The sequence below is a fragment of the Paraburkholderia sp. genome (assembly GCF_035656215.1).
In the GTDB taxonomy this organism is placed as follows: Bacteria; Pseudomonadota; Gammaproteobacteria; order Burkholderiales; family Burkholderiaceae; genus Paraburkholderia.
Genome location: NZ_DASRSY010000468.1, coordinates 1 through 24,493 on the forward strand (window position 1 = coordinate 1; position 24,493 = coordinate 24,493).

Annotated in this window: 24 protein-coding genes; 17 read left to right on the top strand and 7 right to left on the bottom strand. The window is 60.2% G+C overall.

Annotation, left to right across the window (positions count from 1 at the left end; genetic code table 11):
• On the bottom strand, positions 1-957 hold a 957-nt coding region (locus tag VFE81_RS27520; protein ID WP_325047597.1), incomplete at its 3' end, for an MHYT domain-containing protein.
• Positions 958-1,037: 80 nt separating this feature from the next.
• Positions 1,038-1,481: a rhodanese-like domain-containing protein gene (locus VFE81_RS27525; protein WP_325047598.1), complete on the bottom strand. Its 444-nt coding sequence runs from the start codon at positions 1,479-1,481 to the stop codon at positions 1,038-1,040.
• 123 nt (positions 1,482-1,604) lie between these two features.
• Here VFE81_RS27525 and ftrA point away from each other — a divergent pair, with 123 nt between their 5' ends.
• The 4 genes from ftrA to VFE81_RS27545 all read left to right on the top strand — a co-directional run bounded on the left by ftrA (position 1,605) and on the right by VFE81_RS27545 (position 5,856).
• Positions 1,605-2,570, top strand: a complete 966-nt coding sequence (ftrA, locus tag VFE81_RS27530; RefSeq protein WP_325047599.1) for a transcriptional regulator FtrA — start codon at positions 1,605-1,607, stop codon at positions 2,568-2,570.
• Positions 2,571-2,731: 161 nt separating this feature from the next.
• The gene (locus tag VFE81_RS27535; protein WP_325047600.1) at positions 2,732-3,676 is read left to right on the top strand and encodes a hypothetical protein; all 945 of its coding nucleotides are present in this window, start codon (positions 2,732-2,734) and stop codon (positions 3,674-3,676) included.
• Between the two features lie 153 nt (positions 3,677-3,829).
• Entirely contained in the window at positions 3,830-4,597 is a 768-nt protein-coding gene (locus VFE81_RS27540; protein ID WP_325047601.1) for a hypothetical protein, read from the top strand.
• 41 nt (positions 4,598-4,638) lie between these two features.
• The gene (locus VFE81_RS27545; RefSeq protein WP_325047602.1) at positions 4,639-5,856 is read left to right on the top strand and encodes a DUF2252 domain-containing protein; all 1,218 of its coding nucleotides are present in this window, start codon (positions 4,639-4,641) and stop codon (positions 5,854-5,856) included.
• 242 nt (positions 5,857-6,098) lie between these two features.
• Here the strand turns inward: VFE81_RS27545 and VFE81_RS27550 are convergent, their stop codons facing one another.
• Together VFE81_RS27550 and VFE81_RS27555 are read right to left on the bottom strand one after the other, a co-directional pair.
• Positions 6,099-6,281 (bottom strand): hypothetical protein, encoded by a 183-nt coding sequence (locus tag VFE81_RS27550; protein ID WP_325047603.1) that lies wholly within the window; start codon positions 6,279-6,281, stop codon positions 6,099-6,101.
• A 25-nt stretch (positions 6,282-6,306) separates the two neighbouring features.
• Complete coding sequence (locus tag VFE81_RS27555; RefSeq protein WP_325047604.1) at positions 6,307-6,447, bottom strand: hypothetical protein; 141 nt, start codon at positions 6,445-6,447, stop codon at positions 6,307-6,309.
• 375 nt (positions 6,448-6,822) lie between these two features.
• Here VFE81_RS27555 and VFE81_RS27560 point away from each other — a divergent pair, with 375 nt between their 5' ends.
• From VFE81_RS27560 to VFE81_RS27615, 12 genes are all read left to right on the top strand, one after another.
• Positions 6,823-6,990, top strand: coding sequence for a hypothetical protein (locus VFE81_RS27560; RefSeq protein WP_325047605.1), 168 nt, complete (start codon positions 6,823-6,825; stop codon positions 6,988-6,990).
• Between the two features lie 17 nt (positions 6,991-7,007).
• Positions 7,008-9,749, top strand: a complete 2,742-nt coding sequence (locus tag VFE81_RS27565) for a type VI secretion system Vgr family protein (RefSeq protein WP_325047606.1) — start codon at positions 7,008-7,010, stop codon at positions 9,747-9,749.
• Positions 9,746-11,020, top strand: coding sequence for a hypothetical protein (locus VFE81_RS27570; RefSeq protein ID WP_325047607.1), 1,275 nt, complete (start codon positions 9,746-9,748; stop codon positions 11,018-11,020). The genes VFE81_RS27565 and VFE81_RS27570 overlap by 4 nt, the downstream gene beginning before the upstream one ends.
• Before the next feature lie 80 nt (positions 11,021-11,100).
• Positions 11,101-11,694, top strand: coding sequence for a hypothetical protein (locus VFE81_RS27575; protein WP_325047608.1), 594 nt, complete (start codon positions 11,101-11,103; stop codon positions 11,692-11,694).
• A 290-nt stretch (positions 11,695-11,984) separates the two neighbouring features.
• Complete coding sequence (locus VFE81_RS27580; protein WP_325047609.1) at positions 11,985-12,236, top strand: PAAR domain-containing protein; 252 nt, start codon at positions 11,985-11,987, stop codon at positions 12,234-12,236.
• A 6-nt stretch (positions 12,237-12,242) separates the two neighbouring features.
• Positions 12,243-12,863, top strand: a complete 621-nt coding sequence (locus tag VFE81_RS27585; protein ID WP_325047610.1) for a hypothetical protein — start codon at positions 12,243-12,245, stop codon at positions 12,861-12,863.
• Between the two features lie 286 nt (positions 12,864-13,149).
• Entirely contained in the window at positions 13,150-14,565 is a 1,416-nt protein-coding gene (locus tag VFE81_RS27590) for a GH1 family beta-glucosidase (protein WP_325047611.1), read from the top strand.
• A gap of 39 nt (positions 14,566-14,604) precedes the next feature.
• Positions 14,605-15,843 carry an ABC transporter substrate-binding protein gene (locus VFE81_RS27595; protein ID WP_325047612.1) on the top strand — a complete coding sequence of 413 codons (1,239 nt, stop codon included), beginning with the start codon at positions 14,605-14,607 and terminating at the stop codon, positions 15,841-15,843.
• Between the two features lie 9 nt (positions 15,844-15,852).
• Positions 15,853-16,794: a sugar ABC transporter permease gene (locus tag VFE81_RS27600; RefSeq protein ID WP_325047613.1), complete on the top strand. Its 942-nt coding sequence runs from the start codon at positions 15,853-15,855 to the stop codon at positions 16,792-16,794.
• A complete protein-coding gene (locus VFE81_RS27605; protein WP_325047614.1) occupies positions 16,794-17,705 on the top strand; it encodes a carbohydrate ABC transporter permease in 912 nt (303 codons plus the stop codon). The genes VFE81_RS27600 and VFE81_RS27605 overlap by 1 nt, the downstream gene beginning before the upstream one ends.
• 53 nt (positions 17,706-17,758) lie before the next feature.
• On the top strand, positions 17,759-18,919 hold the full coding sequence (locus tag VFE81_RS27610) for an ABC transporter ATP-binding protein (RefSeq protein WP_325047615.1): 1,161 nt from the start codon (positions 17,759-17,761) through the stop codon (positions 18,917-18,919).
• Positions 18,920-18,968: 49 nt separating this feature from the next.
• Entirely contained in the window at positions 18,969-20,030 is a 1,062-nt protein-coding gene (locus VFE81_RS27615) for a substrate-binding domain-containing protein (RefSeq protein ID WP_325047616.1), read from the top strand.
• Positions 20,031-20,119: 89 nt separating this feature from the next.
• Here VFE81_RS27615 and VFE81_RS27620 read toward each other — a convergent pair whose 3' ends face one another.
• Positions 20,120-20,977, bottom strand: coding sequence for a PA4780 family RIO1-like protein kinase (locus VFE81_RS27620; RefSeq protein ID WP_325047617.1), 858 nt, complete (start codon positions 20,975-20,977; stop codon positions 20,120-20,122).
• A gap of 670 nt (positions 20,978-21,647) precedes the next feature.
• Here VFE81_RS27620 and VFE81_RS27625 point away from each other — a divergent pair.
• Positions 21,648-23,360 (top strand): SulP family inorganic anion transporter, encoded by a 1,713-nt coding sequence (locus tag VFE81_RS27625; RefSeq protein WP_325047618.1) that lies wholly within the window; start codon positions 21,648-21,650, stop codon positions 23,358-23,360.
• Between the two features lie 31 nt (positions 23,361-23,391).
• Here VFE81_RS27625 and VFE81_RS27630 read toward each other — a convergent pair whose 3' ends face one another.
• Positions 23,392-23,769, bottom strand: a complete 378-nt coding sequence (locus VFE81_RS27630; protein WP_325047619.1) for a hypothetical protein — start codon at positions 23,767-23,769, stop codon at positions 23,392-23,394.
• Positions 23,770-23,838: 69 nt separating this feature from the next.
• The gene (locus VFE81_RS27635; protein WP_325047620.1) at positions 23,839-24,477 is read right to left on the bottom strand and encodes a LysE family translocator; all 639 of its coding nucleotides are present in this window, start codon (positions 24,475-24,477) and stop codon (positions 23,839-23,841) included.
• Positions 24,478-24,493 lie beyond the last annotated feature (16 nt).

The following is a 24,493-nucleotide window of genomic DNA, read 5'->3' on the forward strand; positions in this document are numbered from 1 at the left end:
GAGCGGCACGATGGCATTGAGCGTCGCGATAACGCTACCCACCGCCACCAGCATACGTGCCGGCCCGAGTCGCGGACGGCGCCGGCGGTACACTTCATACAGCGTCGCCGCCCGGCACGGCGCAAAAAACAGCGCCAGCAAACTGGCGCGGACCAGCAGCGGCGCATTCCATGCCAGCGCGCTTCCATACAGCAGGGAGAACACTGCAGTGACAACAAGACCAGCGCGCCACGGCGCCGATGCGCCGAACAGATCGCGCGTGCCTGCCCAGATCAGAATGCGGCTTTGCAACGCCAGCGTCGCGGTGGCAAACAACAGCAGATCGGTGTGCCAGATCGCATGCAACGCGAAGCAGGCCGTGGCGGTGGCAAGCAGATAAAAACCGATGGCCCAGAAGCGAAAGGCGCCGACGTGCGCAAACATGCGCGAAAGCGCGGTCGTGATGAGGGCACTGCACAGAAACGTGATCAGCCACACCGTTTGGAAAGTCGCTACGTCAATTTTCATGAAGTCTCCAGCAGCCAGTCCGAAAACTAGCCCGGCTGATAAGTGGATGCCCGGATCCATTTGCATCGCCGCCATGCCGGTGTAGTGCATGCCGGCGATGCCGAAGCCCATCAGCACGCCACTGGCCACGAGCCGAAGCCGCGTGAGCCGTGTGTGTGTCGTCATGACCAGCGCCAGATACGACACGCCGATCGCGAGTCCAAGCGAAAAAGCGGTGGTCGCGAAGTCGTAGCCGAGCGGAATCGGCAGCGAGAAGGCGAGCATGGCGACGAAGTGCATCGACCAGATCCCGACACCGAGCGCCGCGGCGCCGCCCAGGCGGCAGGCGTGCCGCAGACGGGCCGAGGCCAGCAGGAAGATGCGGCCGGTCAGATCGAGCGCCGTGTACGACGCCAACGCCGCGACGATGAACGAGATTGCGACCAGCTCAAAATTGTATGAGCTCTGCATGTTAAGTCCAACCGCGGGAGAGGTGCGGCTGAACCTGTTACCGACAGTTCGTGGCGTTTGTTTAATTGATTTTCAATATCTTAGCCATGGGCGTCGAGCACCTCCTGGCTGGCCGGGGTTTGCACAAGGGTGAACCCTTCGTCGAGCCAGCCTGTGATGCCGCCGATCATCAATTTGACGGGCCGTGCCAGCTGCGCGAGACGCAGTGCGCCGCGCGCGGCGCCGTTGCAGTGCGGGCCCGCGCAGTAGGTGACGAACAGCGTGTCCTGCGGGTACCCGGCGAGCTTCGACGCCACGATCTTGCCGTGCGGCAGGTTCAGCGCGCCCGGCACGTGGCCCTGCTCGAACAGCGCCGGGCTGCGCACGTCGAGCAGCACGAAGCCGGGCGTGCCGCTCGCGAGTGCTGCGGCAACATCGACGCAATCGGTTTCGAATTGCAGCGACGTCTGAAAGTGGGCGAAGGCGGCGGCGCTATCAGCAGCGGGGACGGCATTGACGGCGTTGCTGGCGGTGCTGGTCGGCATGGCGAGGTTCCGGTAGGAGAGTGAGCGTGATGGCGTGGCGAAGCGATTCTGGAGCCTTCATTGTCGCGACGCCGCACGCGCCGGGTAAGTGGCGTAATCGTCAATCTCCGGTAACATCACGCCATGCACAATCATCTTGTCGTCGCGCTGGCTTACGACCGGCTCTGTACGTTCGAATTCGGCTGCGTAACCGAACTGTTCGCGCTCGAACGTCCTGAACTCGGCGTGGACTGGTATCGCTTCGCCGTCTGCGCGAGCGAACCCGGTCCGATTCGCGCAGCCGGTGGCATTACCGTCTCGGCGCCGTACACCCTCAAGCTCCTGGATCGCGCTGACACGATCGTCATCCCCGGCTGGCGCGATGCCGGCGAGCTGCCGCCCGAGCCGCTGCTGAAGAAGATTCGCGCCGCCTACGAGCGCGGCGCACGCCTGTGTTCGATCTGCTCCGGCGTGTTCGTGCTGGCTGCCGCAGGGGTGCTCGACGGCAAGACCGTCACGACGCACTGGCGCTACGCCGACAAGCTGCAGCAACGTTATCCGCAATTGCACGTGCAGCCGGATGCTTTATATGTGGATGAAGGGCAGATCATCACCTCGGCGGGATCGGCCGCAGGACTCGACATGCTGCTGCATCTGGTGCGGCGCGATCATGGCAGCACAGTCGCAAACCGGGTTGCGCAGCGGCTCGTGGTGCCGCCGCATCGCGAGGGCGGTCAGGCGCAGTTCGTGCCGCGGCCCATGCCGCAAGACGAAGGCGGCCGCCTTGCGAAACTGATGGACTGGGTGCATCACCATCCCGCGTTGCCGCACACCTTGCGCTCGCTCGCCGAACGGGCGGCAATGAGTCCACGTACCCTTCAGCGGCAGTTTCACGATGCCACCGGCATGGCGCCCTACGAATGGCTGGTGCGCGAACGCGTGGGGATCGCGCGAGAACTCCTCGAAGCTCCGACCTCGTTGCCGATGGCGCGTGTTGCGGAGCTGGCGGGCTTCGGTTCCGAAGAATCGCTGCGACGGCACTTCCGGCGTATCGCATTGACGAGCCCGGGCGCGTATCGTAAGAAGTTCGGGGCGCAGGCAGGGGTGTAGGCGGCCGGATAGATGCGTATCACGTAAGGGTTCGCGCAATCGCCGGTTTTCTGTCAGCGTCACGGCCAGCGTCCGCTGGCAACCTGGGTCAAACGTGCCGCGCATACGGCTACTTGAAGCGCATGTTCGAAATGCGTCATTGCCACCGTCCTCTCTTTCTCATGAACGTCAAAACTGCCGTCACCGCTGCTGCCCTTGTCGTTTCTGCTGCTACTGCCGCGCTCGTGCCTGCGCTCGTCGCGGCACAAACGGAAGCTGCCGATTCGCGCGCCGAGCTTTATCGCCGCAATCTGCTGGCGGCCAAAGACGTACCGTGCCGCACGAATGCGTCATGCGCGGCGTTGGGCGTGGCCGCGCTCGAAGCAGGGCGCATCAAGGACGCGCAAACGCTGGTCGAGATGGAAGCAGCACTCGCCGAGGCCACCGCCATGCAGGCCGATGAGGCGAACTCGCCGAAAGCCACCAGTTCGGCGCGGGCTCGCGTGGCGATGGCGCTGGTCCACCAGGGCGACGTGCAACTGAAGCTGGGCGCGCTGCCCGATGCGCGCGCGTACTACCGAACCGCGATAAGCCGCGGCAACGACTATCCCAACGACGCGCTGCTCGGCCGTGCCGTAGCGGCCGCGCGTCAGCGTCTCGAGTCGATCGCCGGCAAAGCGGTGGTGAATGGTGTGCCGCCGAACGGCGCGCGTTTTGCGAGTTATATGTTTTTCGGCGCGTGGAACAGCATCGAGGTGAAGCCGGTGAAAGGGCGGCGCGGCGTCTATCGGATCGACGGCGACTTCATGTATCCGACCGTGGGTGCGGACGGTCAACCGAGTGCGAATATGGGCAGCCTGTCGGCCTATGTGCGGTTCTACGACGGCGTGGCACGTGTGCCGGTGACCGATGGCGGCGGCGATGCGCCGCTCGATGCCACCGCCAGGATCAGCAGCCTCGCGTCTTATGACAAACACGCGGATAAACACGCCGACAAATGCCTGATCGAATTCAAGTTCTCCGCGCCGGAGACGCTCGATGTAGCGACGCATGGCTCACTGACGGAATGCGGTTTCGGTTTCAACGTCACGGCGGACGGACGTTACTATCTGATGACAGGCTCCTGACGGTCGGCATGCTGGCCGCCACGCGCCTGTTCACTTGCCACCCGCACGCTTCCCCATCCGCGCTTCGTCTCTTATGATGCAAGTGGCCATGCACGTTTAATCGCTCTCCAAAGCGTTCCCGCTAACAAACTCTGATAAAAAAGACGCTCGCTCATGCAAAACATTCTCGATTATCCGGTACTCGTCTTCATCGCTTCCTTTGTTGCGATGTGGCTGGCGGCGCGCATCGGCGCGTCGCTGCTGCGCAGATTCAGAAGAATCGACGACGCTGCACGCGACGACTTCAGCGTAATTCAGGCGGCCACGCTGACGCTGCTCGCGTTGATCATCGGTTTCACTTTTTCGATGGCGGTAGGCCGCTACGATCAACGCAAGAACTACGAGGAAGAAGAAGCGAATGCGATCGGCACCGAATACGTCCGCGCCGATCTGCTGCCTGCCGCCGATGCGGCGACCGTGCGCGGTTTGCTGAAAACGTATCTCGACGAGCGCGTGATGTTCTACACGACGCGCGACGTCGCCGAGCTCGCCAAAGTCAATGTCGAGACATCGCGCCTGCAGGATGCAATGTGGACTACAGTGAAGAATGCCGCGGGTGCACAGCCCACGCCGGTGGCCGCGCTCGCTGTCGCCGGAATGAACGATGTGCTCAACACACAGGGTTACACGCAGGCCGCGTGGTGGAATCGCATCCCCGTCGCGGCGTGGGCGCTGATGGTGATGATAGCGGCGTGCGCCAATGTGCTGGTCGGCTATGGTGCGCGCGGTTTGAAAGCGGGAGCCGGTTTGTTGCTGATCGTTCCGCTGATCGTGTCGCTGTCGTTCATGCTGGTCGCCGATATTGACAGCCCGCGTGGCGGTGTGATTCGTGTGAAGCCGCTCAATCTCCATGCGCTCGTGGATTCGATCCGCTCGCATTGAACCGGTACTGAAACACAACACGCCGCATAAAAGGAAAACACATGTCCGATATCGCACGGACCATCACCAGCTTCAATACTGGTCGCGATCCTGAACGGCTCGCCATGAAATACAAGCTCATGCGCGGCTCGCCGTTTGTGTTTCTGCGTGGCACCTGTCATCTGTTTTACGCGCGGCTGCCACGTGACAAGGTACTCGACGATGCGCCGCCAGTGTGGATTTGCGGCGATATGCATGTGGAAAATTTCGGCAGCTACAAGGGCGACAACCGCCTCGGCTATTTCGACAACAACGATTTCGACGAGGCCTGCCTCGCACCGAGTCTTTACGAACTGGTACGGCTGCTCACGAGCGTGCTGGTCGGCGCGAGCGACCTCAAACTGAGCCGCGCACAGGCATTCGCGCTATGCCACACTGCGGTGGATGCCTATGGCGCGGCGCTCGCCTTCGGCAAATCGCGCTGGATCGAAGCGGAGACGTCGACCGGTATGGTGCGTGATCTGTTCGACGCGTTGGTGAGCCGCACGCGCGCCGCGCATCTCGACCGGCGCTCCACGCTCAAGGGCAAGACCCGCGTGCTGAAAGTCGATGGCAAGAAAGCGCTGCCGGTTAGCGACAAGGCGCGCGCCGCCGTCACCGAGTTCATGCATCAGTTCGCCGCCAGCGAACCCAATCCAGACTTCTATCGCATCCTCGACGTGGCGCGGCGGATTGCCGGCACCGGCAGCCTCGGTGTGGACCGCTACGTGATTCTCGTCGAAGGCAAAGGCTCGCCGGACGGCAACTATCTGATCGATCTGAAAGAGGCGCTGCCTTCTTCGGTGGCGCCACATGTACGCACGCCACAGCCGAAGTGGCAGAGCGAGGCGCAGCGTGTGGTTGAAATTCAGCGGCGCAATCAGGCGGTTTCGCAGGCGTTCCTGCATGCGGTTGATTTCAATCAGCGCTCCTACGTGCTGCGCAGCTTGCAGCCTTCGGAAGACCGCGTGGCATTGAGCGACTGGGACGGCAAACTGCCGCGGCTCGAAGCAGTGGTCAACAGCATGGCCGAGTTGAGCGCGTGGGGGCAACTGCGCAGCGGCGGCCGGCAAAAATCGTCGATTGCGGACGAGCTGATCGCGTTCGGCAATCGCAAGGATTGGCAATTGCCGTTGATCGAACTCGCGACGCAGTGCGAGGCGCAGGTGAACGCCGACTGGAAAGCGTATTGCGAGGCTTATGACGGCGGGGCGTTCAATCTGCCGGCGAAGAAGTCTTGACGGCGCGTCACGCTGGGCGCTTGACGCGACGCCCAGCGTTTTACATTGAGAAGCGGGTTAAAAATCTACCACGCGAAGCTCGTGGAAAACCTCATTCAAGCGCTGGGTTCGCAGCGGGAAGTGGCAGGTGCGCCGCATTGCAAGCTGGCACCTACGTACATAGCGGGCTAGCCCACCAGTGCGTCGAAGATGACGTACACAAGGCGCGCTAGCGCCATCTGGTTGCCCTTGACTGCCAGCACCTAGTCCGCCTGTGTCTGAACGATCTTCCCGGCAATGCATCGTTGACGGCCCATCGCATCGGTCTTCGTGATCTCGTTACTCTTGTCTGCCGTACGCACCCGACCGAGCGCCATGCCTAGGTCGCTGCCGTATGCCGACACCAGATGATTCGCGCGCTGGTCGCCGCGATGTGAGTCGCGCACCGTCTTACCGTTAATACCGGTGATCTCACCCGCGAGTATCGGGCACAGACGTCGCCTGGCGTACGAAGCAAGCTTCGAACTGCAGTGCATCAAGCGCGGCCATGACGCGCCTGAACCTGTCATGGCGGGACGGCTCACCGTCGGCTAGTCGCAAGTAACACCGCAACCAGCCCAGCTTCGTCTCCGCCCACGTCTGGACCCCGCCTGGCTATCGGCGCCCGAATGGATCGCGTACGGCGCCACCACCAGCATCTCCCTCACATCATGGACCGTTGTGGCGGCTGCGCCGATCGCGCAAATCACCAAACACTTCTTCACTACGCGGTAGTGCTACTTCACGCCTTCATGACGCAAAAGACAAAGTTGACGCGTCCTGAAGCGAGTTTCCAACGATCTCTTCACTATCTGCAACGTTTCATGCAATCGCCCAACTATTCCTTATTTCCCCGTTTTTCGGACTTGTCTTATTGAGCCAAGGCGACGTCACTCGGCATGCTCGCTGGGCATGGTCTGTCACGATTTTAAACCGGGAGACTCAACAATGAAAAATCAGAACGCGGACGATACGGGCTGCCTCGGCGAAAACACTGAGTACTGCGGCTGGGAGGTCCAGGCAGCAACAGACAGTGTCCGTCTCCGTGCTCAGCTTGCTATTGAGGAAAATCGGACCGGCTTCCTGAAGAGCGATACCACGCCGATACGCGGCTAGTCACGGAGTTCACGCCCATGTTCAAACCAGTCCAGCCCCGCACGCTTGCCATATCCGGCTCGTCACTACCGACATGGGGAGGTAATCCGATTCTGACCGCCCAGCGCCTGTCGGGCACTGAAAAACTTGGCAGGCTATACGAGTACACGGTTGACCTGATGACGGTGGATAAACCGACGCTCGGTCTGTGGCAGGCGAAGGAGCTGGTTTCGTCCGACGCACTGGTGGGCAAGGAATTGACGGCATCGATCGAGTTCGAGGGTAAAGGCACTTTCATACCAGGCGCTCTGGGCACCTCGGGTGGCGCGAATATAGGCGCAGGCAGGCGCGAAATTACTGGCCTGATAACGGAGGTGTGCTGTACGGGCGAAGATGACCGCCATGCGTACTATCGTTTTACAGTGCGTCCGTGGTTGTGGCTCGCGACGCTTAACCGCGAAAACCGTATCTTCCAGAACCAGAGTGTTGTCGAGATCAGCGAATCGATCCTGAACGAAGAGCGCTACGGATTTCCGCATGAGTTGCGGCTGGCTGGTCCTGTCCATAGCGGGGTGTACCCGAAGCGCGACTACGTGCGTCAGATATGGGAAAGTGACTTCCAATTTCTTCGCAGGCTGTGGCGCGAATGGGGACTGTATTTCTTCATGGATGGCGCGACCCTGATACTGTGCGACAGTCCCGGCTCGCACAAGCGCCACGGCCCCGCCTACGAAACCATTTCGTACCATGCGCCGGATGGCAAGCGCATCGACGAGGAACACATTCACAAGCTGACCGTGTCGCGCGAACTGACAGCCGGTTCTGTCAGCCTGACCGACTATGACTACACGCGCTCGCGTGCGAACCTCGGTGCACGCGTGGACGACGCCAGTGACATCACGTTTGCGAACGCCGAGCACTATGGCTGGGGAGATTACTCACAGCCGCTCGCTAGCGCGATGGGTCTATCAGGTGATCCGAACAATGTCCAGCAGGAAGCGCAACACCTCGCGCGCGTTCGCCTTGACGGCGAGCGTTGCCGCGGCCTGCGTGCACACGGCAAGGGTAATCTGCGGGGACTCGCAACCGGGTTCACCTTCCACCTTGAAAACCATCCAGTCAAACAGGCGAACGCCGAATACCTGGTGGTCTCGACCACGGTCGATATCCGTAATGTCGATGAGACAAGCCGCCCGTTTGGCGATGGGGCGCGGTACCAGTGCGAGACAGAGTTCGCGCTGCAACCGGCCGATACGTTCTTCAAAAACCGGCTGAAAAAGAAGCCCAGGTGTGTCAACGAGACGGCCATCGTGGTTGGCCCCAGCAATCAGCCCATGTGGGTCGACGGCTATGCGCGTATCAAGGTCGGCTTTATCTGGGACCGGCTGGGCAACAACGACCAGAATTCCAGTTGCTGGGTCCGGGTGTCCTCGCCATGGCAGGGCGACGGGTTCGGCACTATCTACCTGCCGAGAATTGGCCAGGAGATCACGGTTAACTATCAGGATGACGACCCCGACAGGCCGTACGTGTCTGACCGGATGGTGAACCAGTTCAACCAGCCGCCGTGGACGCTACCGGATAACCAGGCGCTGTCAGGCACGCGAACCCAGGAAATCAACGGGGGAATGTCCAACAGCTTCGTGGCGGACGATACGACCGGCAAGCCCCAGGTGCAGGTAACGAGCGATTACGCACAGTCGCGGCTGGTGCTTGGCTACAACACGCGAATTGCAGGTAACGCGGGGCGCAAGGAAGCGCGTGGTGAAGGTGTTGAACTTGCGACAGATGCTGAAGCGGTGATGCGAGCTGGGCGCGGCATGCTGATCACCACCGAAGCGCGCCATGGTGCAGATGCACCGGTCAAGGATATGGGCGAGACGATGCGGCGCCTGACACAGGCGCGCGAGCAGCATGAAGACCTGGCGAAGCTCGCGCAGCAGCACAAGGCCCAGCAGATCGGAGCGGACCAGAACGACGTCACGCAGGACATCAAGGCGCAGAACGACGCAATACGCGGTGAGGTTAAAACCGACGGGAACCCGTTTCCGCAACTCGAGCGACCCGACATGGTGTTTGCAAGCGCGGCCGGTTTCGGATTCACCTCGGTGCAAAGCACGCACCTGGCAAGCCAGCAAGACGTGGCAATAACGACGGGCCGTGACGTGAGTATTTCTTCAGGCCGCTCCTTCCTTGCGTCAGTCCGGGGGGCGGTCTCATTCTTTGCGGCGCAGTTTGGAATCCGGCTCTTCGCCGCGAGGGGCAGGGTGGATATTCAGGCGCAAAGTGACGACATGGCGCTTGCGGCGCTGAAGGACCTAACCATCAGTAGCACGGACGGAAGAATCATCATCACGGCGTCGAAGGAAGTGTGGATCGGTGCGCAGGGATCCTACATAAGAATCAATGGCGAAGGCATCGAGAACGGCACGCCTGGAAAAATCCTTGAGAAATGTGCCTCGTGGAACAAGCCGGGACCGACCTCGATGCGGATGCCGCTTCCCGATATGCCTGGCGAAAAAAGCTATAGCGCACAGTTCACGGTTCGTGACCGCAGCGGTGCCACTCTCCGTAACTATCCCTATCGCCTGGAAGCGGAGAACGGTCCGACCTGGTATGGCGTCACTGACGAAAACGGATTGACCCAGCGCGTCTGGACTACAAGCTCGCAGAACATCAAGCTGCATCCCCATGAAGCACAGCAACCCGCCAGCGAGGAGATCGGTGACAACGATGATTGTTGTGCAGCCCCTCGATCAATACAGGAGAAAAACGGATGACTGGTACGCCCCAAACTCCCATTGGCATCATGACATGTGGTCAGAATCAGCCGACCCAGGATGTGAACTGCATGACGCGCAAGGTCAGTTTTGTAGTCTATTGTGCGCCACTAGATCAAGGAAACTCCATGTACAGCGACGTATACGGGAATGACACGTCGCACCGGGGAGTAACGGATTCCGCGTCTTATCTGACCGGCCTTCCTTATGTTGTGGTCAATGCTGATACCAATGACGTAATCTATCCCTATAACAGCGCGAATGGTGTAACTGCTAGATTCCCTGCAAAGGTGGCGCTGCCCGGAAATGCGTCTCTGCATGACGGGACCCGCTGGGTGCACTCGCTGCCCCCCATCAACATTCCTGATCACGTCACCCGTATCACATTGCACATTGCCAGCGATGCCTACCGAGAAAACCGGAGGTTCCAGCTTTTCCCTTGGACCGTGCCAGATGCCGCGCACAGCAAAGTGCGCATCTACGAATTACGGTCAGACTTGCAGGATAAATTTGCCGCAAGGAACCCACCTCTCGCGAACCTTCCGGAAAATACACTCGCGGCGAAGCAAGGGGCAGACAACGAATACTACGGTTATCTGAATGGTGACCTTTGGTTAAAGATCAGCCCTGAATACGACGATGGGGCCATTACACGCCTGTGTCCGCCAGAGACTCTGACGCGGACAGCATTACACGGGCAGGTGGAAGGAGAGCCGATTAGCGAGCAGGCGATTGTTGACTGGATGGCAGTACTCCAGCCGATCTATGCAGCGGGCGCAAACTCCCGCTCGATGGCTCCGTTTAATGTCCGGATTGTGGAACTGGGAATCACAGTGTCGTTTGCTGATCGAGCTCTGGCCAATGCCATCAATACCAGTAATCGCACCACCGTCCAGCAGGCATTGCGCCGAACGTCTCCACGCACGTTTGCCGCCCTTCTCAAAGCGGCCTGGCGACTGCATATCGATACCGTTGCAGTTTCAAGTTCATGGCGACCTATGTTGGGTTCCAGTTTGCACAAAATGGGTATCGGACTGGATGTAGTCCGGTTTGATGACGGCCAGGAAAACATCCATTTTCTTATACACAACCACGGACCGTACGACAGAAACCACGCCTTTCCGACCGGTCCAGCTGGCCAAAAAATGGCTGCACTCTACCAGGAACTGACCGCGGACCATGAGGTTTCCGGATCAGCAGTTTATACGCCGTGGATTAACTGGATCCAGCCGCACGATACACATATGCACGTAACGGTGAAGGCCGGATAACTAAGGAGTTGTGTTTGCGTAGATCATCGCAGATTTTTTAACAGCCTTTTAGACCAGAATAGACTTGAGACTCACCAAAAATGAAAATTTTCTACATGTTTTTAGGAGTGGCTTTATTGGCTGTCATGACGCAGACCGGCGCGAGCGAGATAGGATCGAAAACCGATCTGGGTAATACGTTGCAGAATGCCGTGTTGTGCAAGCCTGGTACTGTCGATGACCCCGCTGCTGTTGGTGCATTCGATGGAAGCGATGAAAGTATGAGTGACGCTTTGACTCGACTAGGCGTGAAAGTCGATAGCGGCGACCGTTCAGGCGATCGCAACGAGCTATACAAGAAATACACGCTTCCGCCGGGTGTCACGGTTTTTGGCTATGCGGCAAAGAGAGCTACCTTCTATGCCTATCTCGGTGCCGGAAGCATCTTCTATGTTGAGCTAGCGGCTGACCGATCAGAGCTGATCAAGTTGAAGAACGATCTCAGGCTTGCTCGGATCCGGAAGAACAATGAAGATTACGGATATCGCGGCCAAGTTGACGCGCAATACTACAAGCGTGTGCATTCACCAACAGCGTTCGATCCCTATCCGGACACTATAGTGGCGGGTTATCAATACAAAGGCGGAAGCGAGTTCATCCGCATCGGATGTCAAGAATTCGACTCGCCGGGATGATTTTAAAAATTGCTATCTTTCAGAATAAATCAGCATCCCATGCTGCGCCACTGATCTATTCGGATTCTCCGATTGATTGCAGGGGCTGTGTCAAACAAGACCGTGCGATGTGCGTGGCCGACGGAGCGCCGCGGATGTTGTTCAAGCCGTTGCGCAAGAGGCCAGTGCATCTGGGGAGCTTCTGGCAAACCGCCTGTACTGTGCCATAAGGTCAGCCCTTCCTGAATGACAGAGTCGGCATATCGAATCGTCTTCGGCGAACCATTTTCTATATTGCTGGGAAGAGAAACATGATCAATCTCATCCGTCTCGGTGATGCCACCGACCATGGTGGCAGGGTAATCTGCGCATCGGAGACGATGGTGTTCGACGGGAGGGCAGTCGCCCGCAGGGGTGACCTCGTGTCGTGCCCGTTGCATCCAGGCGTTCAGCCTAATCTGATTCTGGAGGGCGACGATTTCATGATGGCCGAGGGCACGCCCATCGCTAGACACGGACACGAGGCAACATGTGGGTGCCATCTGATTTCGAGCCTGGAGTGACCGGCGATGGCACACATGTATCGCTTCTTTACGGCTCCGCAAGTCTGGTTGCTTCAAGTTGAACGGGAACCAGGCGAGCTTGAAGTCGTGACCGAGAGGCTTCCTGAGGGGGAAGCGCCGTTGTGTTTCATGTCGCCGGTTGACGCACATATCGAGGGCATCTTCCGGGCGAAACCAGGTTTGCGCTATTACGTCATCGAGGCGTCCAACCTTACCGAGAGGTGGTTTCTGCGGACGAACGGGCTGCTGGTGGCGCTGCTGCATCTTGCCTGGGTGGGTCAGTCGGGACGGGTAATGTTGCGCCCAAGCGGCAAGCCATGCCGTTTTCTGCGAACCTGGATTGAAGCCGCTGACGGAAAACCGCCGTTCGCGTTCGAGCTGGACGGTGGGACGCTTGAAGTGGTGGACCGACTGTACGAGCAGGCCGGCCTGTTTGCCTGGCGCGAGACAAGCGAGGCTGCATCGAAGTGGACGTTTGTCCAGTATCTTGACGCGGCCAATCTGGCAGTCCGCTCAGCGCACGCCGTAACGCGATCGGATGATTGTCCAGGCGAGGAATTAATGCTGTTTGATCCGGAGTTTCGGCAGTGGCATGCTGTCCCACGGGTTGCCGTTGAAACTGAATGACTGTGTCAATCTGAAACAATATATGACCTTCACCCCGCAGCCGATCGACAAGCCGTCAGGACAGTAAGTGGCTAAAGGTTGAGTGCCATGACCGACCGACGTTCTGTCATGGCGCAACGGGGACCCCATGCGCGTCGCATCGCATCGCCATGCATGCCAGCAAGCCCTCCAGACAAACCCTGATTGCTGCGCTGAATCTCGCACTGCTATCGTTCGCAGGTCTTGTGGAAGCGCTTCCACCTCAGCTTCCGCCTTACGGTTCAATGACCTCAGCGCAGGAGAATCCGTGGCAAACGACGCATTCGCTGTATCCGACGCACGCTCCTCAGCCGTATCCAACGGAGCATCCGCCGATCCCTTCACTCCGCCCGCGGACTCTTCGCTGTGGCGCAAAAACTTCCTGCTTGGCGCCGCCACGGCTTCGTATCAGATAGAAGGCGCGGTGGATGAAGACGGCCGCCTGCCGTCGATCTGGGACACGTTCTCGGCGAAGCCCGGCAAGGTACTGGCCGGCGACACCGGCGCGGTTGCCTGCGATCACTATCACCGGTGGGAAGCCGACGTCGATATGTTGGCGTCGCTCGGCCTCGAAGCTTATCGGCTTTCGATCGCGTGGCCACGCGTGATGGACGCGGCAGGCGTGCCCAATCGCAAAGGGCTCGACTTCTACAAGCGCCTCCTGAACCGCCTGAAAGAAAATGGCATCACGACCTTCGTGACGCTCTATCATTGGGACTTGCCGCAGCATCTGGAAGATCGCGGCGGCTGGCTCAATCGCGACACCGCTTACCGTTTTGCCGACTACGCCGACCTGATGAGCCGCGAACTGGCCGGCACGGTCGACGCTTGGGCGACGCTCAACGAGCCGTGGTGCTCGGCCTATCTCGGCTACGGCAACGGCCATCACGCACCGGGCCTCGCCGATGATCGCTTTGCGACGCAGGCGATGCATCATCTGCTGCTCGCGCACGGCCTCGCGATTCCGGTGTTGCGCGCCAACGATCCGGCCTCGCAGAAAGGGATCGTCGCCAACATTGGCCGCGGCACGGCCAATAGCGACAGCGCCGCGGATCAGCGTGCGGCGCATCTGTTCGAAGTCCAGCACAATGCGTGGATTCTCGATCCGCTCCTCAAGGGCGCGTATCCTCAAGACCTGTTCGAGTTGTGGCCGGGCACCGAGCCGTTGGTGCTCGACGGCGACATGCAGACCATTTCCGCGCCGCTCGACTTCCTCGGCATCAACTATTATTTCCGTACCAACGTTGCGAGCGATGGCGCGCATGGATTCCGGGACGTGCCGTTGGAAGGCGTCGAGCGCACACAGATGGGCTGGGAGGTGCATCCCGATGGCCTGCGCGATCTGCTGACCGGGTTCAATTGCACGTATCGCAACCTGCCGCCGATCTACATCACCGAAAACGGCATGGCCTCGGACGATAAAGTGATCGACGGCCATGTCGACGATACGCAGCGCATCTCGTTCCTCAAGCGCCATCTCGCGGCGGTCGATCAGGCAATCAAGGCCGGCGTGGATATTCGCGGCTATTTTCTGTGGTCGTTGATGGATAACTTCGAGTGGGCGTTCGGTTATGAACGTCGCTTTGGTATCGTGCACGTCGACTACAGTACACAGAAGCGCACAATCAAACGCAGTGCGGAATTGGTGGCGAAGTTTTTGAAGGAGCGTAAAGCACAGGTCTAACGGCAGGTGGGGCTGGTTTGTATGTCGACAGGAGACGGAATGAACAGCAGAAAAATGCTCTTACGAGGCGTCGTTGCAGCACTGGCGTTACATGGTGTCGTCGCGCATGCTGAACCCCTGAAGGCCAACGTGATTCACTGGTGGACCTCGGGCGGCGAATCGGCCGCGATTCGCCAGTTCGCCGATGCGTATAACAAGGCCGGTGGCCAGTGGGTCGACAATGCGGTGGCCGGCGCCGATCAGGCGCGCTCCACCGCGATCAACCGGATCATCGGCGGCGATCCGCCCACCGCCGCGCAGTTCAATACGTCCAAGCAGTTTCACGACCTGATCGACCAGGGCCTGCTGAACAACGTCGACACCGTTGCCGCGAAAGAAAACTGGAACGGCGTGTTCCCGCAGTCGATCATCGACAGCATCAAGGTGAAGGGGCATTACTACGCCGCGCCGGTCGATATTCATATGCCGGCCTGGTTCTTCTACTCGAAGCCGGTGTTCCAGAAGGCCGGCATTGCGGCTGAGCCGAAGAGCTACGACGAATTCATCGCCGATCTCACCAAACTGAAAGCCGCGGGTGTGATCCCGCTCGCGCTCGGCGGTCAGCCGTGGCAGGAAAAGATCACGTTCGATGCGGTATTTGCCGACGTTGGCGGCCCCGATCTTTATCTGAAGGTGTACCGCGATCGCGACATGAATGCGGTCAAGTCGGATGCGTTCAAGAAGGTGCTCGCGTCGTTCAAGCGCCTGCATGACTTCGTCGATCCGGGCTCGCCTGGCCGCAACTGGAACGATGCCACTGCGCTGGTGATTTCCGGCAAGGCGGGTGTGCAGATCATGGGTGACTGGGCCAAGGGCGAATTCTCTGCCGCCAACCAGACTGCCGGCAAAGACTTCGGCTGCTTCCCGGGCTTCGGTCCGCACTCGCCATATCTGGTCGCGGGCGACGTATTCGTGTTCCCGAAAACCGACAATGCCAACGCGATCAAGGCGCAGAATCTGCTTGCCACGGTGATGACCTCGCCGGCCGCGCAAGTCGCATTCAGCGCGAAGAAAGGTTCGATTCCGATTCGCCCCGATGTGGACGCCAGCAGTCTCGACATCTGCGCGAAGGAGGGCATGGCGATCATGAAGGACAAGTCGCGCCAGTTGCCGAATCCGGAAATGCTGCTCTCGCCTGACACGCAGGGCGCGTTGATCGACGTCATCACGAACTTCTGGAACAAGAACCAGTCGGTCGACGATGCGCAGAAGGCGTTTGCCAGTGCGTTGAAGAGCTAGGCGCTCACCATGCAAGCGCTCAAGCTGCAAGCCGCCGAGTCCACGCCAGGCAAAAGGCCGGCGAAAAAGCCGCTAAAAAAGCGCTTGCCGATAGCAGCATGGGTGGCGTTGCTGCCGATGGTCCTGACCGTCGTGTTCGCGTATCTCGGCACGATGGTCTGGACCGCGCGCGTGTCCCTCAGCAACTCACGTACGTTTCCTTCCGGCGACTTCGCGGGCCTCACGCAATACACGCGGCTCTTCAATAACGATCGCTGGTTGCTGTCGCTGCAAAACATCGTGGTCTACGGTGCGTGCTTCATTGTCGCGTGCATGGTGATTGGCTTATTGCTGGCGATTTTTATCGATCAGCGCGTGGTGGCGGAAGGCGCGTTGCGCACGGTGTTTCTCTATCCGTATGCGATGTCGTTTGTCGCAACGGGTTTGGTCTGGCAGTGGATTCTCAATCCGGAACTCGGCGCGCAGGCCGTGTTGCACAAGCTCGGTTTCGTGCATGCGCGCTTCGACTGGATCGTCGATCAGGACTGGGTGATCTACACCATCGTCATCGCGACGGTGTGGCAGGCGTCCGGTCTCGTGATGGCGCTGCTGCTGGCCGGCTTGCGCGGTATCGACGACGAACTGTGGAAAGCCGCGCGTATCGACGGCATTCCGCGCTGGCGTGTCTACGCGAGCATTGTCGTGCCGATGCTCGGGCCTTCCATGTCCACGGCCTTCGTGCTGCTCTTCGTGATGGTCGTGAAGCTCTACGACGCCGTGGTCGCCATGACGCAAGGCGGCCCCGGCACGGCGAGCGAAGTGCCGGCGAAGTTCATCATGGATTACCTGTTTGGACGGGCGAATATCGGCCTCGCGTCGGCAGCATCGATTGTGCTGCTGGCTACGGTACTCGCGATTCTCACGCCGTTCTTCTATGCCCGCAGCCGCGCCGCGTTGCGCAAAGAGGTGTGATGAACACGCTCAGTCCTCCACTAAAGGGCGGCACACCGAGCCGTAGCCGCCGGCGCCGCCGGGCGTTCACACCCGCACGTCTGGGCGTCTACGCATTTCTGCTGACCGCCGCGTTGTTCTTCCTGTTGCCGCTGTACGTGATGCTCGTCACATCGGTCAAACCGATGAGCGAGATTCGCCTTGGCAATCTGCTCGCGTTCCCCACGCATTTCACACTCGACGCATGGAGCGCCGCATGGCAATCCGCCTGCACCGGGCTCGATTGCAACGGCATTCAGGTCGGTTTCTGGAATTCGGTGCGTATCGTCGTGCCGAGCACGGTGTTGTCAATCATGATCGGCGCGGTGAACGGCTACGCGTTGTCGTTCTGGCGGCCGCGCGGCGCAGGGCTGCTGTTCGGCGTGCTGCTGATGGGCGCCTTCATTCCTGTGCAGGTGATGGTCTATCCGCTCGTGCGCGTGCTCGCGAGCGTGCATCTGTTCAGTTCGCTGCCGGGCATCGTGGTGATTCACACGATCTTCGGCATGCCGGTGATGACGCTGCTGTTTCGCAACTACTACATGTCGATCCCGCAGGAGCTATTCAAAGCGGCGCGCATCGACGGTGGCGGTTTCTGGCGCATCTTCTTGCAACTGATGCTGCCGATGTCCACGCCGATCATCGTCGTCGCGGTCATCATGCAGGTGACGGGCATCTGGAACGATTTCATACTTGGCCTGGTGTTCGCCGGCACGAAAAACCTGCCGATGACCGTGCAATTGAACAACATCATCAACACAACGACTGGCGAGAGGCTCTATAACGTCAATATGGCGGCGACCATTCTGACTTCGATGGTGCCGCTTGCGGTCTACTTCATTTCGGGCCGCTGGTTTGTGCGCGGCATTGCGTCCGGCGCCGTCAAGGGATAGGGCGATAAAGCATGACTAACCTGGTGAATAGGGCAAATGCGGTGGCAAATGCAATGACAAACACGGGGACCCATGCGGTAGACGTGGCGAGCCTCGGCAAGGTGGCGGATGCGGCAGGTCTATCGCATCCAGCCAACGTGTCGGTGCGCAATCTGAAGATCCAGCTCGGCGCGAATACGGTGATCGAGAATCTCGATCTCGACGTGCGAGCGGGCGAGTTCGTGGTGTTGCTCGGCCCATCGGGTTGCGGCAAATCCACCTTGCTGCACAGCATCGCGGGCTTGATCGACGTGACCGACGGCAGCATTGAAATTGCCGGCGAAGACATGACCTGGGCCGACCCGAAAGATCGCCGTATCGCACTGGTGTTTCAGTCGTATGCGTTGTATCCGACTATGAGCGTCGAGCGCAATCTATCGTTCGCGTTGCGCATCAACGGCACGCCGAAGGCGGAAATCGAGCGGCGCGTGACGCGGGCGTCCGAGATGCTGCAACTCGGCCCGCTGCTCAAGCGCAAGCCGGCGCAGCTCTCCGGCGGGCAACGGCAGCGCGTGGCGATTGGCCGTGCAATCGTGCGCGAGGCCGACGTGTTCCTGTTCGATGAGCCACTGTCGAATCTCGACGCCAAATTGCGCACCGAATTGCGCCGCGAACTCAAGCAATTGCACCAGCGTCTGGGCGCGACGATGATCTACGTGACCCACGATCAGGTCGAAGCGATGACGCTCGCTACGCGCATGGCCGTGATGCGCGGCGGCGTGATCCAGCAGTTCGGCACACCCGCCGAAGTCTATGCGCGGCCGAACAATCTGTTCGTCGCGACCTTTCTAGGCACGCCCGCGATGAATCTGCTTAAGGGCACCCTTGAGACGTATGATGGCTCGCGCTACTTTTGCACAGCGCATTTGCGGCTCGACGTATCGGCTTACCCTTTCAAAAACCTGCCTGCGGATCGTCTGCCTTGTGTGCTCGGCGTACGGGCTGAAGACGTGCATGTGGACGACGGCTCGAGCACACAAACGAACGAGCGCGCGAACATTTCACTGATTGAGCCGATGGGCAACCACCGGGTCATCTGGCTCGACTATCATGGAGTGCAAATCGCGTCGATCGACCAGACGAAGACGCCGGCGGCGGTAGGGGATGCCGCGGCGTTCTCGTTCGATGGCGCGCATATTTCGCTGTTCGACGAAGAAGGCGGCGCGCGTTTGTAGTGACTGCATGCAGCGTCGTTGAATACAAACAGGCTTGACGGAGAACCGCGTGGCAACACTCAAAGATGTCGCGGCACTGGCCGGCGTTGGCATGTCGACTGCCTCACGCGCCATTTCCGGCAAAGGCCCCATTTCCGCCGATGCCGCCGCACGTGTGAAGGCCGCTATCGAAGCGCTGAATTTCCGGCCGTCATCCATCGGCCGCGCAATGGCGACGCAATCGCTCGGCATGATCGGCATTTTCGTGCCGACCTTCTTTGGCTCCTACTACGGCACGATTCTCAAGCAGACCGACACCGAACTGCGCGCGGTGCGCCGCCACGTGGTGGTGGCGACGGGTTGCGGGGAAGTGTCGCCGCGCGAGCAGGCCATCGAGGCAGTGCGTTTTCTGATCGGCCGCGATTGCGACGGCGTGGTGGTGATCAGCCACGATCTGCACGACGACGACCTGGACATGCTGCATCGCATGCACCCGAAGATGGTGTTTTTGAACCGCGCGTTCGATCAGTTGCCGGAGGCGTCGTTCTGCGCGGATCACCGGCGCGGCGGCGAACTGGCGGCACGCACGCTGCTCGATTATGGACATCGGGACATCGCGGTGATTTCCGGGCCGTTCAGCGCGTCGGACAATCAGATCCGGCTTGAAGGTTTCTTTGCCGAATTGTCGCGTGAGGGCATCGCACGCGAGGACGTCACGCTGATCGAATCGGACTTCTCGCTGGAAGGCGGCTACGCTGCCGCGCAGAAACTGCTCGATTCGAAGCGGCGCTTCACTGGCCTCTTTTGCGCGAACGACACGATGGCGGTGAGCGTACTGGCGCGCTTCCATCAGGCAGGCATTGCCGTCCCGGACGAAGTCTCCGTGATCGGCTACGACGATGATTATTCGGCCGCTTACGCCGCGCCTGGACTCACCTCGGTGCATATCCCGACGGCGGAGCTGACGCAGAACGCAGTGCGCTGGCTCGTCAACCAGTGCTATCGGACCTCGTGGGAAATCTTCCGCGAGTTTCCGGTAAGCGTGACGATGCGGGAGTCGGTGGGGCCGGCACCGGGTGTGGCGGCTTCATCGGTCAAGGTTAAGGCGCCCAGTTTCAGTAGCGCGTCGTAATCTCTTTGCACAGCGAGCGGCGCGTAGGTGCACCAGGTTCCCCGCTCGTTGGTCGCTTATTGGCCACCTACACGTTGCGTAGAGGTGGCTCAGGTGCCGCTGCGCAGCGACTCTTCATAGCGAAGCCGCGCTTCCTCGTCGAGCCGCGTGTCTTCGAGCTCCTGTAGCACGGCTTCGAGATCGATCGGCGTGGTGTCGAGTTCCACACGGCCGGTGAGCTTGACATCCACCTGCAATGCGCCCGCTTCGTACAGCGACCAGATTTCCTTGCCGTAGCGCGTGTCGAGCAACGCCGGCGCAAAGCGGCCGAAATACGTGGCGAGATTGTTCACGTCGCGCTCCAGCATGGCCGGCGCTTCCAGATTGCCGGCGGCATCCACGGCTTGCGGCAGGTCGATGATCACCGGGCCGTCGGCTGCGAGCAGGATGTTGTATTCGGACAGATCGCCGTGAATCATGCCGGCGCACAGCATGCGTACCACCTGGTTGAGCAGCAGCGCGTGCAATTCGAGCGCGCGCGCCTCGGTCATCTCGACATCGTTCAGACGCGGCGCGACATTGCCGTCGCCATCGGTCACCAATTCCATCAGCAACACGCCGTCGGTGCAGATAAAGGGCTGCGGCACGCGCACGCCTGCATTGGCGAGCTGGAACAGCGCGTCGACTTCCGCGTTCTGCCACGCCTGTTCCTGCACTTCACGGCCATAGCGGCTGCCTTTTTCCATCGCGCGCTGCTGGCGGCTGTTCTTGACCTTGCGACCCTGCTGATAGGACGCGGCCTGACGGAAACTGCGCTGTTTGGCGTCTTTATAGACCTTCGCGCAGCGTGTGGAATCGCCGCTGCGGACCACGTAGACGGTGGCTTCCTTGCCGCTCATCAACTGCGAGATGACTTCGTCGATCAGGCCTTCTTCGACCAGCGGGAGCAGACGTTTGGGTGTTTTCATGCGGCCGCCGGGGAGTGTGGGGCGGTTGATTGGCCGTGCGCGGCCGATTGCGAGGGGAGATAGTGCGGGATTCTGGTCATGCCGGATTATAAGGGGTGGCGGAGGAACGGCCTGTGAGTCGCAGAACACATGATGTTGTCGAGCCGGTAGAAACACTCATCTAATCGTTTTGTCGCGAAGATGAAAGTCGATGGGTAAACGACGTAACCGGTTTGTAGGCAAGGAAAGCTTTGCGCGTCATAGCGCTTCGTGTTGAACACGCTTTTTTGGTGCAATTGCCGTGTTTCAGGTGCATTTTCATGCGCTGCGTTCCGTAGACCAGTAACGACGTTGTAATACGCGGCAACAGTGTTTTGCGTTTTCCCTCATTCATTTCGCACGACAATCGCTTAAACTTGCGGTAACAATTTGTTACGGGGTGCGAGATGTTGGCCGTGTTCATCATCGCCTGTCCGATCTGTATCGCCGCGTTGTTTGGGTTCGCGCGGCACGTGGATCCGCTCACAGGGCAGTTCAAGCGTTAAGCCAAAGTGGGGCGGTAACAGTGGCGGGTTCAAAGCCATTGCCGCTTTTAGCCATTTTCTTTTGCCGATCAAAGCCTCAAACCTTGCCTTTGAGTGCGGAGTCACGGCACGATGCGCGATAACCTAAGTTCGGGGCACCATCGCGTATGCGGGATTTTCTGGCAAACATCACTACACGCTTTGGCGTACTGAAGGGCGTACTTCCTTTGAGCCGTGCCGCGGCGGCGCGCGATGCGCTGGCCGGCGTGCAACTGGCGTCGATGGATATTCCACAGGTGCTCGGGTACGCACGCATTGCCGGCATGCCTGCCGTCACGGGTCTTTACACCGTCTTTCTACCGCTTATTGCGTTTGCCTTCTTCGGCGCATCGCGGCACCTCATAGTCGCTGCCGACTCCGCCACCGCCACCATTTTCGCCAGCCGGCTCTCGACCATGGCGCCGGCGTCGAGCGCTGAATATGCGGCGCTCGCGGGGATGGTCGCCTTGCTCACGGCTGCACTCCTGTTTATCGCGCGGATCTTCAAGCTCGGTTTTCTCGCTGACTTTCTCTCGCGCACGGTGCTGGTCGGCTTTCTTGCCGGCGTCGGCGTGCAGGTCGGCATTGCCATGCTGGGCGACATGTTCGGCATACCCGGACATGCCGCGAGCAGCGTCGATCAACTCGCGCTCGTGGTGCGCGAGTCGGCGCAGATCAATCTGCCGACGCTCGCTCTCTCTGCGCTGGTGGTGGTCTCCATTCTGGTTTTCAAGCGTTTTTTGCCCCGTCTAGCGGTCCCGTTGATTGCGGTAGTGGCGGGCATTGCCGCAAGCGATATTTACGGTTTCGCGGCGCACGGTATTTCCATACTGGGGGCGGTGGCAGGTGGGCTGCCACCGCTGCGGATGCCGTCCGTTACGTGGCAGCAGATACTCGATCTGCTGCCCGTCGCCGCCTCGTGCTTCGTGATGATCGTCGCGCAAAGCGCTGCTGCGAGCCGCGTATTCGCCGAGCGTTATCACGAATCCGTCGATACCAATGCCGATCTGCTGGGTATCGCCGCCGCCAATGCGGTGGCGGCGTTGTCGGGCGCTTTCGTGGTGAACGGCAGTCCGACGCAAACCGCTATGGCCGATCGCGCCGGTACGCGCAGCCAGTTCGCGCAGATCGTCTTCGCATTGGTGGTGGTCGTGGTGCTGCTGTTTTTCAGCCGGTTTTTGCAGTACCTGCCGCACTGCATTCTGGCCAGCATCGTGTTTACGATCGCCATCGGCCTGGTCAATCTGACGACGCTGTTTTCGATCCGCCGCGAAAGTCCTGGTGAATTTATGCTGGCCGTGTTCACGGCGGCGGCCGTGGTGTTGATCGGTGTCGAGCACGGCATTCTGGTGGCCGTGGCCTTATCGCTGCTGCGGCATGTGCGGCACAGCTACCGGCCGCACACCATGATTCTCGCCCCCGGCGAAGACGGCATCTGGGTGCCGGTGCCGGCCGCGCCCGGACTCCAGACCGCGCCGGGGCTGATCGTCTATCGCTTCGGCGCCGACCTGTTCTACGCGAACGACCACTTTTTCGTCGACGACACCCGCGGCCTGATCGATCATGCGCCGAGCGCGGTGCGCTGGTTCGTGATCGACGCGAGCGCGATCACCGACCTCGACTATTCGGCGGCGCGTTCAGTTGGCGAGTTGTGCGAGACGCTGAAGCGCAGCGGCATCGAGGTGTTTTTCGCGCGGGTGAACCGGTATTTGCGCTCGGATATGGATCGGCATGGGATCACGCCGATCGTCGAAACACGCTGCATTTTCAGCACCTTGCACGAGGCGCTGCGCGCGGCGGGCGTGGAGCAGCCTGGCCAGCACGTGAAAGAAGCGACCTAGGTGCAGGTTTGCCGGGGCGCGCCGGAACGCGTTAGCCCTGCGGCTTGTGCGGTTCCTGCGGCTCGTCATCGGCAAAGAAGTGGCCGACAAAAAAGCATGCGCCGGCGAGCAGGGCGCCAAGCACGGCCACCGTATAAGCGAGCGCCGTACCGTGCCAAAGACCGTCGAACCACTGATGGAGCTGCGCCATCAGCACCGCCGCGTTACCGCCGATACGCTGCAATTCGATCTGATAGCGCGGGTCAGCGATCCCGTACAGGGAGACGGCGCTGTCTGGCGCCGGAGCCGTTGCATAGATGATCGCCGCGGCGATCAGCGCGGCGAGCCCCATCACGGTGCCCGCCAGATAAAGCCGCTTTTGAAATGGTGAGTACTTCGCTGCCGGATTCAGGTCGTTGCCACCGCTCATCGTGTTCGCTTGTCCGCTCGAGTTATAAGAGCGACAGTATCGCAGAGCGGGCGCGCACCGAAGGCGCCGCTAGTTTTTCGAAGTCAGCAGCTTGATCCCGGCAATACCGAACATGATCGCGAGCGACCCGTCCAGCCAGCGACGGATCGCGACATAGATACGCCGTGCGGACGCGGTTGAAAACAGCACCGCGTAGCTGCTGAACACCGATACGCCGATGCACATGCAGCCGAGCACCACCGGCGCGGTGTGCGACGTGCCGCCTGCTGGCGACATCGCCAGCGAGACGATCGAGAGCCACACCAGAATCGCTTTCGGATTGGTGAGATGCAGCAGCAGGCCGCGCAGATAGAGCCGTTTGAGCGGTTCGCCTTCGCGTGCGGTATTCGTGGGCAGCTTTTCCGCGCTGAATGCGGAGCGCGCGGATTTGAAACCCAGCCACAGCAGATAAAGGCCGCCGGCAATCTTGACCGCCACGAGGCATTCCGAATAAGTGGCGAGTACCGCCGACAAACCCAGCGACGCCAGCAAGGCCCAGAAGAACGAACCGGACACCACGCCGAGCGCGAAGGTCAGCGCGGATTTCCTGCCCGCGCTCATGGCGAGCGACATGATCGCGAGATTGCTCGGCCCCGGGCTCGCCGTGCCGACGAAGTAGGCGCTATAGGCGATCAGGACATCGGCTGTGAGGAATGGGCTGGCGGTCATGGGCTGATAAACCTCG